The sequence below is a fragment of the Halomonas sp. DN3 genome (assembly GCF_024137905.1).
Classification (GTDB): Bacteria; Pseudomonadota; Gammaproteobacteria; order Pseudomonadales; family Halomonadaceae; genus Halomonas; species Halomonas litopenaei.
Window position 1 is genome coordinate 1657168 of record NZ_CP099965.1, and the last position, 14875, is coordinate 1672042.

General features: G+C 66.1%; 15 protein-coding genes. 13 read left to right on the forward strand and 2 right to left on the reverse strand.

Features of this window, described 5'->3' with window-relative positions; translation table 11 throughout:
* Window positions 1–132: 132 nt before the first annotated feature.
* Both NKF27_RS07325 and NKF27_RS07330 read left to right on the forward strand, forming a co-directional pair.
* Window positions 133–876 (forward strand): tellurite resistance TerB family protein, encoded by a 744-nt coding sequence (locus NKF27_RS07325; RefSeq protein ID WP_253555919.1) that lies wholly within the window; start codon window positions 133–135, stop codon window positions 874–876.
* A gap of 209 nt (window positions 877–1085) precedes the next feature.
* The gene (locus NKF27_RS07330) at window positions 1086–2117 is read left to right on the forward strand and encodes a histone deacetylase family protein (protein WP_253555920.1); all 1032 of its coding nucleotides are present in this window, start codon (window positions 1086–1088) and stop codon (window positions 2115–2117) included.
* Window positions 2118–2135: 18 nt separating this feature from the next.
* On the opposite strand, the gene NKF27_RS07335 is transcribed toward NKF27_RS07330, so the two are convergent.
* Window positions 2136–3413, reverse strand: a complete 1278-nt coding sequence (locus tag NKF27_RS07335; RefSeq protein WP_253555921.1) for a hypothetical protein — start codon at window positions 3411–3413, stop codon at window positions 2136–2138.
* Window positions 3414–3694: 281 nt separating this feature from the next.
* On the opposite strand from NKF27_RS07335, the gene dnaX reads away from it, so the two are divergent.
* The 6 genes from dnaX (at window position 3695) to NKF27_RS07365 (ending at window position 9139) form a co-directional block, all read left to right on the forward strand.
* Window positions 3695–6022: a DNA polymerase III subunit gamma/tau gene (gene dnaX, locus NKF27_RS07340; RefSeq protein ID WP_253555922.1), complete on the forward strand. Its 2328-nt coding sequence runs from the start codon at window positions 3695–3697 to the stop codon at window positions 6020–6022.
* A 39-nt stretch (window positions 6023–6061) separates the two neighbouring features.
* Window positions 6062–6388 (forward strand): YbaB/EbfC family nucleoid-associated protein, encoded by a 327-nt coding sequence (locus NKF27_RS07345; protein ID WP_045993209.1) that lies wholly within the window; start codon window positions 6062–6064, stop codon window positions 6386–6388.
* Between the two features lie 92 nt (window positions 6389–6480).
* Window positions 6481–7086, forward strand: a complete 606-nt coding sequence (recR, locus tag NKF27_RS07350; RefSeq protein WP_045993210.1) for a recombination mediator RecR — start codon at window positions 6481–6483, stop codon at window positions 7084–7086.
* A gap of 36 nt (window positions 7087–7122) precedes the next feature.
* Window positions 7123–8256, forward strand: a complete 1134-nt coding sequence (gene rnd, locus NKF27_RS07355; RefSeq protein WP_045993211.1) for a ribonuclease D — start codon at window positions 7123–7125, stop codon at window positions 8254–8256.
* A gap of 126 nt (window positions 8257–8382) precedes the next feature.
* Entirely contained in the window at window positions 8383–8676 is a 294-nt protein-coding gene (locus tag NKF27_RS07360) for a YcgL domain-containing protein (protein WP_045993267.1), read from the forward strand.
* A gap of 4 nt (window positions 8677–8680) precedes the next feature.
* Window positions 8681–9139 (forward strand): YcgN family cysteine cluster protein, encoded by a 459-nt coding sequence (locus NKF27_RS07365; protein WP_253555923.1) that lies wholly within the window; start codon window positions 8681–8683, stop codon window positions 9137–9139.
* A gap of 95 nt (window positions 9140–9234) precedes the next feature.
* Here NKF27_RS07365 and NKF27_RS07370 read toward each other — a convergent pair whose 3' ends face one another.
* Complete coding sequence (locus tag NKF27_RS07370) at window positions 9235–10143, reverse strand: LysR substrate-binding domain-containing protein (protein WP_045993213.1); 909 nt, start codon at window positions 10141–10143, stop codon at window positions 9235–9237.
* A gap of 132 nt (window positions 10144–10275) precedes the next feature.
* Here NKF27_RS07370 and NKF27_RS07375 point away from each other — a divergent pair, with 132 nt between their 5' ends.
* The 5 genes from NKF27_RS07375 to NKF27_RS07395 all read left to right on the forward strand — a co-directional run bounded on the left by NKF27_RS07375 (window position 10276) and on the right by NKF27_RS07395 (window position 14672).
* Window positions 10276–11031, forward strand: a complete 756-nt coding sequence (locus tag NKF27_RS07375) for a 5-oxoprolinase subunit PxpA (RefSeq protein WP_253555924.1) — start codon at window positions 10276–10278, stop codon at window positions 11029–11031.
* Between the two features lie 81 nt (window positions 11032–11112).
* On the forward strand, window positions 11113–11370 hold the full coding sequence (locus tag NKF27_RS07380) for an acetyl-CoA carboxylase (protein ID WP_045993215.1): 258 nt from the start codon (window positions 11113–11115) through the stop codon (window positions 11368–11370).
* A complete protein-coding gene (locus NKF27_RS07385; protein ID WP_253555925.1) occupies window positions 11367–12755 on the forward strand; it encodes an acetyl-CoA carboxylase biotin carboxylase subunit in 1389 nt (462 codons plus the stop codon). Before NKF27_RS07380 ends, NKF27_RS07385 begins: the two co-directional genes overlap by 4 nt.
* Window positions 12752–13666 (forward strand): allophanate hydrolase subunit 1, encoded by a 915-nt coding sequence (locus tag NKF27_RS07390; protein ID WP_253555926.1) that lies wholly within the window; start codon window positions 12752–12754, stop codon window positions 13664–13666. Before NKF27_RS07385 ends, NKF27_RS07390 begins: the two co-directional genes overlap by 4 nt.
* Window positions 13656–14672 carry a biotin-dependent carboxyltransferase family protein gene (locus tag NKF27_RS07395; RefSeq protein WP_253555927.1) on the forward strand — a complete coding sequence of 339 codons (1017 nt, stop codon included), beginning with the start codon at window positions 13656–13658 and terminating at the stop codon, window positions 14670–14672. Before NKF27_RS07390 ends, NKF27_RS07395 begins: the two co-directional genes overlap by 11 nt.
* The last annotated feature ends 203 nt before the right edge of the window (window positions 14673–14875 follow it).

The window sequence follows — 14875 nt, forward strand, 5'->3', positions numbered from 1 at the left end:
CAAGGCTGGTGCCAGTGTCTATGGTGACGCCATGGGCCCTTGTCCGCGGTTGAATCGAGACGGCGGCTCGTGTCTGGGGAACCTCGCCGTCGTCGAGCTTTCCAATGACCATCGACCAAGGAGGAGTGCGATATGAATGCCAAGTACCTGCTCGACCAACTGATGAAACAGGCCGGCGGTTCATCTTCCGGCGGTTCGTCTTCCGGCAAGGGCGGCTTCGACGTGCAGGGGCTGATCAGCAGTGTCTCGTCCCAGCTTTCCGGGGGATCGTCGTCGTCCAGCGGTGGCGGCGGCATGGACATGAAGAGCCTGCTCGGCGGCGGTGCGCTGGGTATGCTGATGGGGTCCAAGCGCGGCCGCAGCATGGGCGGCAAGGCGATCAAGTATGGCGCCATCGCCGGCGTCGGCATGCTGGCCTGGAAGGCCTGGCAGAAGTCCCGTGGCGGTGACGAGGCCACCCCCGCGTCTCAGGGGGCTCAATCCGGTGAAGGGGCTCCGCTGGAGGAGCTCGGCGGCGAGGCCCAGGAGCGGCGTAGCCTGGAGGTATTGCAGGCGGTGATCATGGCGGCCCGGGCCGACGGCCACATCGACGCCCAGGAGCGCGCCCTGATCAGCGAGCAGATTCAGCAGCTCGGGGCCGATGATGAGTTGCATGGCTGGGTCGAGCGTCAGCTCCAGGCGCCGCTGGACGCCCAGGCCCTGGCCAGTCAGGCCGACTCGCCCCAGGCGGCGCGGGAGATGTACCTGGCCAGCGCCGCGGTGATGGACGACCAGAATGCCATGGAGCGTGCCTGGCTGGACGAGCTAGGCACCGCGCTGTCGCTGGACGAGAACGTGCGTCGCGAACTGGAACGCCAGCTCGAGGGGCAGGGCTGAGCCACCGTCACGCACGGCCGCTTGAGAAGCTCTCGGACACGCAAGCTCTGACAAGAGCACTGACAGAAAAGCCTTTTGATGATGAAGCCCGGCGCCAGTCGCTGGGCTTCCCTTGTTGACGGGCCCGGCGGCACAATACGTTCGCCCGATTTGCGCTGAAGGCGCTGTCGGTCAACCCGTCGCCGGTCAACAAAAGGAATAATGCAAGCATGCAGGTGTACCACAGTGAAGCGACCAAGCTGCGTCGTGCCAGGACCGAACTCCACGATGGCCAGCTGATGACCCCCTTCGAGTGCCCCGAGCGGGTCGACCTGGTGCTCGCACAGCTCCGTGACAGCGGTGTCGGACCAGTGGCCGCACCGAGGGAGCACGGCCTGGCGCCGGTGCTTGCGGTGCATGATGCAGCCTACGTCGAGTTTCTCTCGACCTGCTGGGACGAATGGCAGGCCGCCGGTCACGGCGGCGAGGCCATCCCTACCATCTGGCCGACGCGTACCATGCGCGAAGATCGTATTCCCGGCCATGTCGGGGGCAAGCTTGGTTACTATGCCCTCGGTGGCGACACCTCGATTTCCCCCGGTACCTTCGAGGCGGCGATGGCCAGCAAGGACGTGGCGCTGTCGGCCTACGAGCACACCGCTTCCAGCGGCCAGCCGAGCTTTGGCCTGTGCCGCCCGCCGGGTCATCACGCCGCCAGTGATCAGTTCGGCGGCTACTGCTTTTTCAACAATGCGGCCATCGTGGCCCAGCGTGCGCTCGACGATGGTCACGCTCGGGTGGCGATCCTCGACGTCGATTTCCACCACGGCAATGGCACCCAGCAGATCTTCTATGGCCGTGATGATGTCCTGACCCAGTCGATCCACGGCGACCCGGATCAGTGCTTTCCCTACTACCTCGGCCACGCCGACGAGAAGGGCGAGGGGCCGGGGCTTGGCTACAACGTCAACTATCCGCTGCCACCTGGTACCGACTACCCCACCTGGCGCGAGCGACTGGAGCTTGCCCTGGCCGAGATCAGCGACAAGCAGGCGAGCCTTCTGGTGGTGTCGCTGGGTGTCGATACCTTCGAAGGCGACCCCATCTCGAGCTTCCGCCTCAAGAGCGATGACTTCCTCGACATGGGGCGTCGGCTGGCAAGCCTGGGCCTGCCCACCGTCATCCTGATGGAGGGCGGCTACGCGGTGGAAGAGATCGGCGTCAATGTGGCCAAGGTGCTCCAGGGCTTCCAGGGCGCCTAGGCTTCCAGGCGTCGGCGTTCAGTCTCGCGACTCGACGTCTGCCTGGGGCGGCGGATGGATCACTCGCTCCTGCCTGGGTGGCGGCAGGCGAAGCGATGCCCCGGGCCGCGAATACAGCCCCTTGAACAGCTTCAGCCCGAGCCATAGAAACAGCAGCGGAATCACCAGGGTGCGCATCACAAACAGCGCCATCAACTGGAGGATGGCGTTGGTGCCGGATTCGATCCGGCTCTGAATGGCGCTGATGCTGAGGCCGTCGGTGAGGGCTCCGATGCGCTCGGCCAGGCCGTCGAACAGACCTTCGTCCGGGTCCTCGCCCGCCAGGCGGCGGCGCAGGGTGTCACGTTCTCGATCCACGGCGGCAAGCTCGGCGAGCTGATTCTCGCGCTCGTCGGTGAGCTCGGCCAGCCGCTGTCTCCGTTGGCCAAGCTGTTGTTCGAGGCGTTCGATCTCGGGGTTGTCGTGGAAGGGGTTGAGGCGCTCGGTCAGACTCAGCCGGGCGGTCAACAGCGACAGCCGACCGCGACTCTGTTCCACCGCGTCCTCGGCCTTGCCGATCTGTCGATTGGTCTCGATCAGCGATTCGCGCAATTGCTGGCGCCGCTGGTCGGTATCGGCCATCTCGGCCTCAAGCCGCTCGCGCTGCTGTGGCGTTAGGGCATCGCCGGCCTCTGCCAGGCCGGTGGCCTGGACCTCTTCGGACAGGCCCTGGACCTCGGCCATGCTGGCGCTGGTACGCTCATCGAGAAAGGCTTGATCCACCAGGGTGCTGGCCACCAGTGTCAGCAGCAGCAGAAACCGGCCGAGCCCGATCAGTGCGAAAGCCTTCCACGCCAGTGGCGTCAGCCGCCAGTCTCGCCACAGACACAGGATCAGCAAGGCACCGGCCAGGCTAAGGGCGATCTTGAACATCAGCGAGCCGGTGATTTCCAGCAGCAGGGTCTGGCCGATCAGCGAGCCGATGGCCAGCTTCATCACGCTGGCGTAGTCCTCCACCAGGTCGTTGAAGGGGTCCAGTGCCTCGAAGGGATGGGTCGACACGCCAACGCCCATCTCGGTCGACTGCAGCACCGAGATGCCCGCATTGAGCCCGCGGGCGGCAGCGAAGGCGAGCAGCGCCTGGGTAGTGGCACCCTCGACCTGGCGCTGGGTCGCATGGTCGAGCACATCGAGCCAGGACAGCGCCATCACCGCGACGATGGCCAGCGTCAGCAGCACCTTCAGCCGCCGTGAGGGCGAAAGCCGTCGCTTCGAGGTGGGGGGCGTCTCAGAGGAGGTGGGCGCGGAGTCAGACATGAAGGGTCCTGTGGCAATGGAAGGCGGGACGCGACCGTCGGTTGGCTGCGGGTACCTCTCACCAGTGGCGGATGCGAGCAACGCCAGACGGGCGCACAGGTGTGAGGTGCCGCTTCAACGGCGTGAACCCCCTTGGCCTTTGCGCCCAAGGCCCCACCCGGTAGAATGCCACGACCATCGGGCGGGAAACACCGTCGCGTGACCGCCACGCCGCCTCGCTCCCGCCGCGTTGTCTCAGCGGGTCGCCTGGCCCAAAGCCCAGCCGCAGGAAAGAACGTTCAATGAGCTATCAGGTACTGGCCCGCAAATGGCGGCCTCGCACCTTCCATGAACTGGTGGGGCAGGAGCATGTCCAGCGGGCGTTGGTCAATGCCCTGGACCAGGGCCGCCTGCACCATGCCTACCTGTTCACCGGGACCCGAGGTGTCGGCAAGACGACCCTGGCGCGTATCCTGGCCAAGTGCCTCAATTGCACCGACAAGGGGGAAGGTGACGACGGCGTGACCTCGACCCCCTGTGGCCGTTGCGATAGCTGTCAGTCCATCGACCAGGGCCGCTTCGTCGACCTGATCGAGGTCGACGCCGCCTCTCGGACCAAGGTCGAAGACACCCGCGAGCTGCTCGACAACGTCCAGTACGCGCCGACCCAGGGCCGCTACAAGGTGTACCTCATCGATGAGGTGCACATGCTCTCCACCAGCAGTTTCAATGCGCTGCTGAAGACCCTGGAAGAGCCGCCGCCCCATGTGAAGTTCCTGCTGGCGACCACCGATCCGCAGAAGCTGCCGCCGACGGTGCTGTCGCGCTGCCTGCAGTTTACCCTCAAGCATATGCCGCCCGAGCGTATCGTCGGCCACCTGTCCAAGGTGCTGGAGGCCGAGCAGGTGCCCTTCGAGGAGTCTGCGCTGTGGCTGCTGGGCAAGGCCGCCGCCGGCTCCATGCGTGACGCCATGAGTCTGACCGACCAGTCGATCGCCTTCGGCCAGGGTGAGGTTCGCCACGCCGACGTCGCCGCCATGCTCGGTACCCTCGACCATCGCCACGTGCTGGCGCTGATCGAGGCGCTGGCCGAGGTGGACGCCGCGCGCCTGCTCCAGGAGGTGGCGAGTCTGGCCGAGCAGGGCCCTGACTTCGGTGCGGTGCTCGATGACCTGACGGCGGTGCTGCACCGCCTGGCGATCGGACAGATGGTGCCGTCGGCGTTGGACAACGGCCACGGCGACCGTCAGGCGCTGCTTGAACTGGCCGGACGCTTCGCCGCCGAGGACGTGCAGCTCTACTATCAGATCGGGGTGCAGGGGCGTGCCGACATGGCCCACGCCCCGGACCTGCGTACCGCCCTGGAAATGACTCTGCTGCGGATGCTGGCGTTTCGTCCCCAGGGCGTGCCCAGGCCCGCCCGGACGCCGTTGCCGATGCGCGGCGAGGCAGCGGTGCAGGAAGGTTCACCGTCTGCCGCGCAGCCCGACTCTCGGAGCGAACCGCAGCCCGAAGTCAAGACACAAGGCCAGACCCAAGCCCAGTCTCACGTTCAGCCCGCACCGCAGCCTGAACCACAGCCCGAGCCTGGGGCGCCATCCCCGTCCGAGACCCAGGCGCAGACGGCGGCGCCGGTCGAGGCCAGTGTCGATGCCGCGCCGGCGCCCGTCGATGGGCCAGCGCCCATGCCGGGTGAAGTGCCAGACAGTCGCGATGATAGTGGCGGCGAAGCCGACTATCGTGCGAACAACCACGCCAGTGACGTGCCGCCGCCCTGGGAGGGCGGTGCTCCCGAGGACCCTACGCCGGGCGCTGAGGCGCCCACCGCCGTCGCCAGCGAGCCGGCACCGACCGCCTCGAACGAGCCGGTCGGCCCGGCCGAGACGCCGTCCGCCGAGGCCCAGGCCCAGGCCCAGGCCGGGCAAGCGATGGCGTCCACACAGGACCCGCCGCTCCCGACCGAACCGCACCCGGTTGAGTCGCACCTGGCCGAAACGCCTGCGGTCGCCGGGAGCGAAGCGAGTAGCGAAGAGCCCAGCCCTGAGCCAAGCCCAGGGCCAAGCCCAGAGCCAAGCCCAGAGCCCAGCCCCGAGCCAAGCCTTGAGCCCGACGTCGAGGTCGAGGAGAGGGCGGCCGAGGCGATGGTCGACGAGGCCTCGCAGCACCAGCAGCACGCCGCAGAGCCCGCCGCTGGCGAGACTACCGCGATGCCGACAGGGGCGCTGACTCACAGCGCCTGGCTGGCCCACTTCGATGATCTTGGCGTGTCGGGCCTGACCCGTAACCTTGCCGCCCACTGCGTGGTGGCCGCCGACGACGGTGAACGGCTACATCTGCATCTGGACCCGTCGCAATCGGCGATGAACGCCGAGGTTCACCAGAACCGGATTCGCGATGCCCTCGAGGCCCTGGGGTATCCCCGTCGACTCGAGATCGAGGTGCGTCAGCTCGACACCAGCGTCGAGACTCCGCGGCAGATGGCCGAACGCCTGGCAGCGGAACGCCACGCCGAAGCGGTTGAGGCCTTGAAGCGTGATCCCCATATTCAACAATTGCAGCAGACATTCGGCGCCAGGCTGGTGGAGTCCACCGTGACCCCCGCCGGCGAGACCCGCAAGGCCAGACGCTGAGCGTCTGTGCCTGACAGTTTAAAACGAGAGGATCGGACCATGATGAAAGGTGGAATGGGTAACCTGATGAAGCAGGCCCAGGAAATGCAGGACAAGATGCAGCGGGTCCAGGAAGAAATCGCCAAGGCCGAGGTGCTGGGTGAAGCCGGCGCCGGCATGGTCAAGGTGACCATGAACGGCCGCCATGACGTCAGCAAGGTCGAGATCGACCCGTCGGTGATGGAAGAGGACAAGGAACTGCTCGAGGACTTGCTGGCCGCTGCGGTCAACGACGCCGTGCGCAAGGTCGAGACCAGCTCCAAGGCCAAGATGGAAGAGGTGACCTCGGGCCTCAACCTGCCGCCCGGCTTCAAGATGCCGTTCTGAGCCGACCCTGACGCGACCCGGGCCAGCGACTGGCCTGGGCGAGAGTGTATCCGCCGGACGCAGTGTTTGCCCGGCGCTGGACGAGTTTGCCCATGAGTTTTTCTCCCCTGGTCGAGCAATTGATGGACGCACTGCGCGTGCTGCCGGGCGTCGGGCCCAAGACCGCCCAGCGCATGGCCATGCACCTGCTGGAGCGCCAGCGTGAAGGCGGCCAGCGTCTGGCCGAGGTGATGCGTGAGGCGGTCGAGAGGGTAGGCTACTGCCAGCGCTGCCGGACCCTGACCGAAGAGCCGCTGTGCGGGCTATGTCAGAGCGCGCGTCGGGACGACAGCCTGCTGTGTGTGGTCGAGTCGCCGGCGGATATGCTGGCCATCGAGGAGGCCGGCGGCTTTCAGGGACGTTACTTCGTGCTGCACGGCCACCTGTCGCCTCTGGACGGTATCGGGCCCGAGGACATCGGTCTCGATCAGCTCGAGACCCTGATGGAAGAGGGCCTGATCGAAGAGGTGGTGCTGGCGACCAATCCCACCGTGGAAGGCGAAGCCACCGCCCACTATATCGCCACCCAGATCCAGCGCCACGGTGCACGTCTGTCGCGTCTGGCCTATGGTGTTCCCATGGGGGGTGAGCTCGAGTACGTCGACGGCGGGACCTTGAGCCGCGCCTTTTCCGGTCGCCTGCCCTTCGACAGTGAATAAGTCGGGCGAACGTTGTTGCCTCAAATGGATGCTTGAATGCCTGTAATCCCTGATATTCGATGGATCGATAGCGCCGACGCTCTCGACGACGCCTGCCAGGCGCTGTCCCAGGCACCGGTACTGGCGCTGGACACGGAGTTCTTTCGCGAGAAGACCTTTCACCCGGTTCCCGCACTGATCCAGATCTACGGTGGCGACGCCACCTATCTGATCGACCCGCTGGAGGTCGCCTGCACCGAGCGTTGCCGGCAACTGCTGACCAATGACGCCTTGAAGCTGCTGCACGCCAGCAGCGAGGACCTCGAGGTATTCGGCCACTGGGCCGGGGTCGCGCCGACGCCGCTGGTCGACACCCAGGTGGCCCAGGGGCTCTTGGGCGAAGACGCCGCCATGGGCTACCAGCGGCTGGTGGAGTTCTGGGTGGGCGAGACGCTGCCCAAGGAAGAGACCCGTTCGAACTGGCTGGAGCGCCCCCTGAGCGATTCCCAGCTGAGCTACGCGGCGCTGGACGTGGTCTACCTGCTGATGGTGTGGCAGCACCAGCGTGAGTCGCTGGAGCGCCACGGTCGACTCGAGTGGGTGCTGGAGGACTGTACCGACCTGGTGGCCCAGTCGCAGCGCTCCAGCGAAAGCGACGGCCAGTGGTACCTGCGCCAGCGTCAGCTATGGCGGCTGGCCCCGCGTCAGGTCGAGGCCTACCGCCTGATGACCACCTGGCGCGAGGGCGAGGCCCGGGCCAGGGACCTGCCGCGCAACTGGGTGATTCAGGATCGTGTGCTCTACGCCATCGCCGAGAAGATGCCGGCCAACCGTCATGACCTGGCGGCGGTGGAGGGCGTCAAGCCGACCCTGATCAAGCGAGAGGGCGACACCCTCTTGGCGATGGTCAAGCAGGCCGCCCACCGAGAGGTCTCGGAGCTCGCACCTGCGCCACTGGCACCAACCTTGCCGCCGTTCAAGGCGCGCATGAAGGCGCTCAAGAAGGTGGTCAATCTCGACGCCGAGTCGCTGGGCGTCGCCCCCGAAGTGCTGCTGCGCCGGCGTGAGCTGGAAGCCCTGGTCACCGCCAGCCTGCGCAACCAGCCGCTGCCGCTGCCCAGTGGCTGGCGTGGCGAACGACTTAATGAGCGCCTTGAAGGAGCCCTGGGGGAGTTGGCCCAAGCCGGCTAGAAAGAAGGACTCGACCAGGCTGACGAAACACTAACAGCAACGACGAGGCGTCCGATGAATCGAAAGGACGCCCACCAGACCGACAGGGCAGCCCAGGTGGCGCCCGATGAGACCGACATGACGACGATGCAGGGCAAGATGCTGTGCGAGATATTCAAGAGCTCGCGCAAGGACGAGATGTATCTCTACGTGGACAAGCGCGAGGGGCTCAAGCGGGTCCCCGAAGCGCTGATGGAGCGCTTCGGCACGCCGGTATCGGTGATGACCATGATCCTCACCGCCGACAAGGCGCTGGCGCGCGCCAGCGGCGCCGAGGTGATGGCGGCGATCGAGGAAAAGGGGTTCTATTTTCAGATGCCGCCGGCCAAGGACGAGTATCTGCTGGACCTGTATCGCACCCCCACCGAAGCCCGCTACTGACGTCATGGCCGAGCTGAGAGAACGTTTCTGGGAGCGCTACTCGCTCGATGAGCTGACCCAGCAGGAATGGGAGGCGCTGTGCGATGGCTGCGGCCAGTGCTGCCTGCGCAAGCTCGAGGACGAGGACACCGGCGATCTGGCGGTGCTGGGCCTGTCCTGCCGGCTGCTCGATACCCACAGCTGCCGCTGCAGCGACTATGACAATCGCCTCGCCAAGGTGCCGGACTGCACCCAACTGACGCCCGAGCTCGCCCACCAGTTCAAGTGGTTGCCGCACTCCTGCGCCTACCGACGGCTGGCCGAGGGACGAAAGCTCGCCGGCTGGCACCATCTGATCTGCGGTGATCCCGAGCGGGTCCACCGCAAGGGTATCAGCGTGCGCAGCTTCGCCATCCCCGAGACCGAGGTGGACGAGGCCGACCTCGAGGACCACATCATCGCAGTGATCCCGGTCGAGGGCTGAACGCCTCTTGTGGCAACGCCACCTGCAATCTCTGATAGCGACCTCCTTCGGGAGGTCGCTTGCGTTGTGGCATGCCCCTGGTACCTGGCGTGCCGTCAGCCCGCCGCCATGGCCTCGATCAGGGCGTCGCGAAACGCTTGGGCCGGCGGCGACAGTGCTCTCTTGCGGTCCCAGGCGAAGCCCACGTCCATGGTCGGGATGGGGTCGGCCAGGTCGATGTGCTCGATGCGTCGGCCCTCCAGCGACCAGGGCCGATAGACCATGTCCGACAGGATGCTGACGCCCGAGCCGCTGGCGACAAGGGAGCGCACCGCTTCCACCGAGGATGTGCTGAACAGGGTCTGTGGACCGAGTCCCGATGGTGCCCAGTAGCGCAGTGCGGTCTGCTCGGCCTCGTCGACGTTGAGCATGATATAGGGCTCGCGGGCGACGTCGGCCAGGCCAACGTCGCGCCTGCCGTGAAGAGGGTGGTGGCTGGCGACCCACAGGCGGCGGGGCGATCGGATCAGCAGGTGCTGGGCCAGCGGGGCACCCGGTTCAAGGTTGGAGATCAGCATGATGGCCAGATCGAAGCGGCCGCCGAGCAGGCCGGCCTGGATCGTCGGCCTCGAGGCCTCGTGCAGGCGTACCGTCACACCGGGATAGCGACGTTGAAACTGTGCCAGCAGCGGCGGAAGAAAGTAACCCGCCACGGTATAGCTCATGGCCAGATCGAGGCGTCCCTCCAGCGTCGGCGAGTGCACCCGGGTCGAGTCGAAGGCCTCGTCCACCGCCTGGAAGACGTGTCTGACCCGGTCGAGAAAGCGGGTGCCTTCGCGGGTCAGCACCATGCCCTGGGCCTGTCGGTCGAACAGCTTGACGCCCAGCTCGTCCTCGATTTCCCGCACCCCAGTGGTGATCGACGACTGGGACACGTTCAGGTCCACCGCGGCCTGGGTCACCTTGCCGCTTTCCGCCACCGCCACGAAGTAGCGCAGCTTGCGAAGGGAAGGACTGCGCGCCATGTGACATCTCCCTCAAGTTCTGTTGTTCGAGCCTGTTATTCGGATTTTTTGATAATGCCAAACAAGAATTGGTATTTCCAATCAGTGGCGTCTCTCATATACAACGATGGAACACCCGCGAGGAGACCCACAATGACAACACTGGACCTCAATGCCGACATGGGGGAGGGATTCGGCGCCTGGCGCATCGGCGGAGACATCGACGATCGCATCATGGCCGGCATCAGTTCCGCCAATATCGCCACCGGCTTCCACGCCGGCGATCCCACCATCATGTCCCATAGCCTGCAGCAGGCGGCGAAGCACGGTGTCGCGGTGGGGGCCCATCCCGGATTTCGCGACCTGGTCGGCTTTGGTCGCCGGCATATTCACGCCGCCGCCGATGAGCTGGTCAATGACGTCATCTATCAGCTCGGCGCCCTGCGCGAACTGGCCGCCCGGGAGGGCCTAGGCCTTCATCACCTGAAGCTTCACGGGGCCCTGTTCATGCACGCGGCCAGGGACGAGGGCTTCGCCACGGCGCTATGTCGCGCACTGATGACCATCGACGCCAATCTGCCGATCTACTGCCTGGCAGGGTCGGTGATCGATCGCGTCGCCGAGGCCGAAGGCATCCAGCGCGTCCACGAGTTCTACGCCGATCGTGACTACGACGATCAGGGTTCCATCGTCTTTGTCCGGCAGGTGCAGCGCCTCGACCCCGAAACGGTGGCCGAGAAGGTGCTGCTGGCGGCCCGCGAGGGCGTGGTCGAGACCGCCAGCGGCAAGCGTGTACCGGTCAGCTTTCAGTCGGTGTGTCTGCACAGCGATTCCCCCGGGGCGCTGGAGATGCTCGACGCCATCCGCCGCCGGCTGGCCGATGCCAGCATCGAGCTCAAGGCTCCCTGAGCCTGCGGCCGCCTGGCCACAGCCATCTTCACCTTGATCGTGTTCAGCGCAAACCAATTCCAATGACAAGCGAGAGACCTCATGTCCCAGCAAACACAGCAAGCCCCCTTTCCCGGCGTCTTCTATCGCCGTCCCTCGCCCGAGGCCGAGGCCTTCGTGTCCCCGGGTGATAGCGTCCAGGCCGGCGACACCATCGGCCTGCTCGAAGTGATGAAGCAGTTCTGCGAACTCAAGGCCGAGGTGACAGGCCAGATCGCGTCCATCGAGGTGGATGACGGCGATGTGCTGGAAGCCGGTCAGGACATCCTGGTCATCGACGTTTCGGAGGGCGAGGCATGAATGCGACCCGTCTGTTGATCGTCAATCGCGGTGAGATCGCCGTGCGGGTGGTGCGCGCCGCCCGCGAACTCGGCCTGACCAGCATCGTCACCCACAGTGAGGCCGACGCCGACAGCCTGGCGGTCAAACTGGCCGATGAGGCGGTATGTATCGGCCCGGCCCAGGCCGCCAAGAGCTATCTGAACATCGAGGCGATCCTGGCGGCAGCCCGGGAAGTCGGTGCCGAGGCGGTCCATCCCGGCTACGGCTTCCTGTCGGAGAGCGCCGACTTCGCGCGCCATGTGGTCGAGGCCGGCATGATCTTCGTCGGCCCCGACGCCGAACTGATCGAGCGCATGGGCAACAAGGCCGAGGCCAGGCGCACCGCACTGGCCGCAGGTGTTCCGGTGGTGCCGGGGTCGCCGTCGGCGGTGGCCGACGTGGAGGAGGCGGTGAAGGTCGCACTCGAGGTCGGCTATCCACTGCTGATCAAGGCCGCCGCCGGCGGTGGCGGGCGCGGCATTCGCACCGCTGCCGACGAGGCGGAACTCCGCGCCCAGCTGCCGCTGGCCCAGAGCGAGGCGCGAGCCGCCTTCGGCGATGACAGCGTCTATCTCGAGCGTTTTATCGAGCGTGCACGACATATCGAGGTGCAGATCCTGGCCGATGGTGAGCGCGCGGTGCACCTGTACGAGCGCGAGTGCTCGTTGCAGCGACGGCGCCAGAAGGTGTTCGAGGAAAGCCCATCGCCAGCGCTGGACGAGGCCGCCCGCGAGCGCCTCTGCGCCTCAGCGGTGGCGCTCGCCGAGCACGTCGGCTACAAGGCCGCCGGGACGCTTGAGTACCTGTACGACGATGACAGCGGTGAGTTCTTCTTTATCGAGATGAATACCCGCATCCAGGTGGAGCATCCGGTCACCGAGATGATCACCGGGGTCGATCTGGTGCGGGCGATGCTCAGGGTATGCCTGGGTGAGCCGCTGGGCGTGGTCCAGGCCGATATCGCGATACGTGGCTGGGCCGTGGAGATGCGTATCAACGCGGAAGACCCGGACAATGGCTTCTTCCCATCGCTGGGGCAGGTCGAGCGACTGACCTGGCCCACCGGCCCGGGGGTGCGCGTCGACAGCGCCCTGTACGAGGGCTACAGGATGCCGCCGTTCTATGACTCGCTGGTGGCCAAGCTGGTCGTCTGGGACGAGGATCGCGCCTCGGCGCTGGTCCGAGCCGGCCGTGCCCTCGACGAGTTCACGCTGGAGGGCTTCACCACCACGGCGGGGCTGCATCGTCGGCTGGTCGAGGACCAGGCAGTACGTCGCGGCGACTTCCATACCGGCACCCTGGAGCTCTGGCTGGACACAGCATCGGCAGCGCCAGCGCCATCAGTACAGGAGCAAGCGTCATGAAGCCATCCTCCCAGCATGACACCGGGCAGGCCAAGCCCGCACGCTACAGCGCCGCCGGCGACGAGTTCCTGTTCGTCGAACTGTCCGAGGCGATGAACCTGGAAGCCTTCTTTCGCGGGGTGTCGATCACCAGTCGGCTTGCCGAGCGCGAGATCCCCGGGGTGACCGAGATCTGTCCCGCCAACGCCTCCTATCAGGTGCGCTACGATCCCGACCGGCTGCCGCTGTCACGCTTGATCGAGACTCTGGAGCAGATCGATGCCGAGGTGCTCGGCCAGCAGGTTCAGCGCCTGGAGACCCGGGTGGTGGAGGTGCCGGTGCTCTACAACGACCCCTGGACCCACGAGACGCTGATGCGCTTTCGCGATCGCCACCAGGACCCGTCAGGCACCGACCTGGAGTACGCCGCCAGGATCAACGGTTTTACCAGCGTCGATGGCTTTATCGATGCCCACAGCGCCAGTCCCTGGTTCGTGTCCATGGTGGGCTTCGTCGCCGGCCTGCCGTTCATGTACCAGATGGTGCCCCGTGAGCGGCAGATCGAGGTGCCCAAGTACGTGCGGCCTCGTACCGATACGCCCAAGCAGACCGTCGGCTATGGCGGCTGCTTCAGCTGCATCTACTCGGTGCGCGGCGCCGGGGGCTATCAGATGTTCGGGGTGACCCCCATGCCGATCTACGATCCCAGCGGCAGCCAGCCCCACATCGATGACTCGATGATCTATTTCCGTCCCGGTGACATCGTCAAGCATCGACCCGTCGATCGCAGCGAGTACGACGATATGGTGGCCGCTGCCGAGGCCGGGCGCTTCCGCCCGAAAACCGCGCCATTCGTGTTCGACCTGGATGAATATCGCGAGGCCCCCGAAGCCGTGGCCCGTCGCGTCGAGGAGGTGCTCAATGAGCATTGAAGTGATCAAGCCGGGGCTTGCGACCTCGGTCCAGGATGCCGGACGCGCCGGTCATTACCACCTGGGCATTCCGCCCTCTGGCGCCATGGACCAGTTCGCCATGCGCTCGGCCAACCTGCTGCTGGGCAACGCCGAGGACGCCGCGGTGCTCGAGTGCGCCCTGATGGGACCGGAGCTGCGCTTTACCCAGGCCTGCCGTATCGCCACCGGCGGCGCGGAGATGGTGCCGAAGATCGACGGCCAGGCCCACCCCAACTTCGAGGTGCTCGAGGTGCCGGCGGGCAGTGTGCTGAGCTTCGACTTCGTGCGCGCCGGGGCGCGGCTCTACCTGGCGGTGGAGGGCGGCATCGACGTGCCCGAGCGTCTGGGTAGCCGCAGCACCTACGCGCTCGGCGCCCTCGGTGGCTACGAGGGGCGTCCGCTCAAGGCTGGCGATGTGCTGCCCGTCGGTCAATCGAACGCCGCAACCCGTGCGGCAGTCGGTCGGCGTCTTCCCGAGGCCTTTGCGCCGCGCTTTGCCAAGCACTATGAGTTGCGCGTTGTGCCCGGACTTTACGACCACCTGCTCGAGGAAGAGGCGAGGGAACGCTTCTATCAGGAGGACTGGAGCGTGGCCTCGGAGGCCGATCGCATCGGCTATCGCTTCAAGGGCGGTACACCGCTTCGGTTCATCGAGCGAGAGCCGCCCTTCGGGGCCGGTGACGACCCGTCCAACATCGTCGATGCCTGCTATCCCATCGGCTCGATCCAGGTGCCCGCCGGCAGCGAGCCGATCATTCTCCATCGCGACGCCGTGTCCGGCGGTGGCTACGCCATGGTTGGCACGGTGATCAGCGCCGACATGGATCTGGTGGGCCAGATCCAGCCCCACCAGAAGGTGCGATTCGTCGGGGTCTCCCTCGAACAGGCGCTGGACGCGCGCAAGGCCTACGCCGAGCGCCTGGAGGCGCTGCGTCAAGCACTGGGCGATGCCCGGGACCAGGCCCTCGGCCAGGCGCTCGACTAGTCGGCTGAAAAGGATCGAAGGCAAGAGCCTGAGTGCTTCGATCCCGTCTCACTTATTCCCGCAATTGCCACTTTGCCCGGCGGAGCCAGACGTCTCCGCCCGGGCGCCCCTTGCCCGGAATGTCACTCGAGCCCTGTCACCGAGGTATGGGCTGACTCTTCTGTCCAAGGGGCTTCGTCCAACCACAACAACAGCACGAGGCA

Bases quoted from the DNA above. Each gene is read 5' to 3' on its own strand.
- NKF27_RS07325 (WP_253555919.1), top strand. From the start codon at position 133: ATGAATGCCAAGTACCTGCTCGACCAACTGATGAAACAGGCCGGCGGT.
- NKF27_RS07330 (WP_253555920.1), top strand. From the start codon at position 1,086: ATGCAGGTGTACCACAGTGAAGCGACCAAGCTGCGTCGTGCCAGGACC.
- NKF27_RS07335 (WP_253555921.1), bottom strand. From the start codon at position 3,413: ATGTCTGACTCCGCGCCCACCTCCTCTGAGACGCCCCCCACCTCGAAG.
- dnaX (WP_253555922.1), top strand. From the start codon at position 3,695: ATGAGCTATCAGGTACTGGCCCGCAAATGGCGGCCTCGCACCTTCCAT.
- NKF27_RS07345 (WP_045993209.1), top strand. From the start codon at position 6,062: ATGATGAAAGGTGGAATGGGTAACCTGATGAAGCAGGCCCAGGAAATG.
- recR (WP_045993210.1), top strand. From the start codon at position 6,481: ATGAGTTTTTCTCCCCTGGTCGAGCAATTGATGGACGCACTGCGCGTG.
- rnd (WP_045993211.1), top strand. From the start codon at position 7,123: ATGCCTGTAATCCCTGATATTCGATGGATCGATAGCGCCGACGCTCTC.
- NKF27_RS07360 (WP_045993267.1), top strand. From the start codon at position 8,383: ATGCAGGGCAAGATGCTGTGCGAGATATTCAAGAGCTCGCGCAAGGAC.
- NKF27_RS07365 (WP_253555923.1), top strand. From the start codon at position 8,681: ATGGCCGAGCTGAGAGAACGTTTCTGGGAGCGCTACTCGCTCGATGAG.
- NKF27_RS07370 (WP_045993213.1), bottom strand. From the start codon at position 10,143: ATGGCGCGCAGTCCTTCCCTTCGCAAGCTGCGCTACTTCGTGGCGGTG.
- NKF27_RS07375 (WP_253555924.1), top strand. From the start codon at position 10,276: ATGACAACACTGGACCTCAATGCCGACATGGGGGAGGGATTCGGCGCC.
- NKF27_RS07380 (WP_045993215.1), top strand. From the start codon at position 11,113: ATGTCCCAGCAAACACAGCAAGCCCCCTTTCCCGGCGTCTTCTATCGC.
- NKF27_RS07385 (WP_253555925.1), top strand. From the start codon at position 11,367: ATGAATGCGACCCGTCTGTTGATCGTCAATCGCGGTGAGATCGCCGTG.
- NKF27_RS07390 (WP_253555926.1), top strand. From the start codon at position 12,752: ATGAAGCCATCCTCCCAGCATGACACCGGGCAGGCCAAGCCCGCACGC.
- NKF27_RS07395 (WP_253555927.1), top strand. From the start codon at position 13,656: ATGAGCATTGAAGTGATCAAGCCGGGGCTTGCGACCTCGGTCCAGGAT.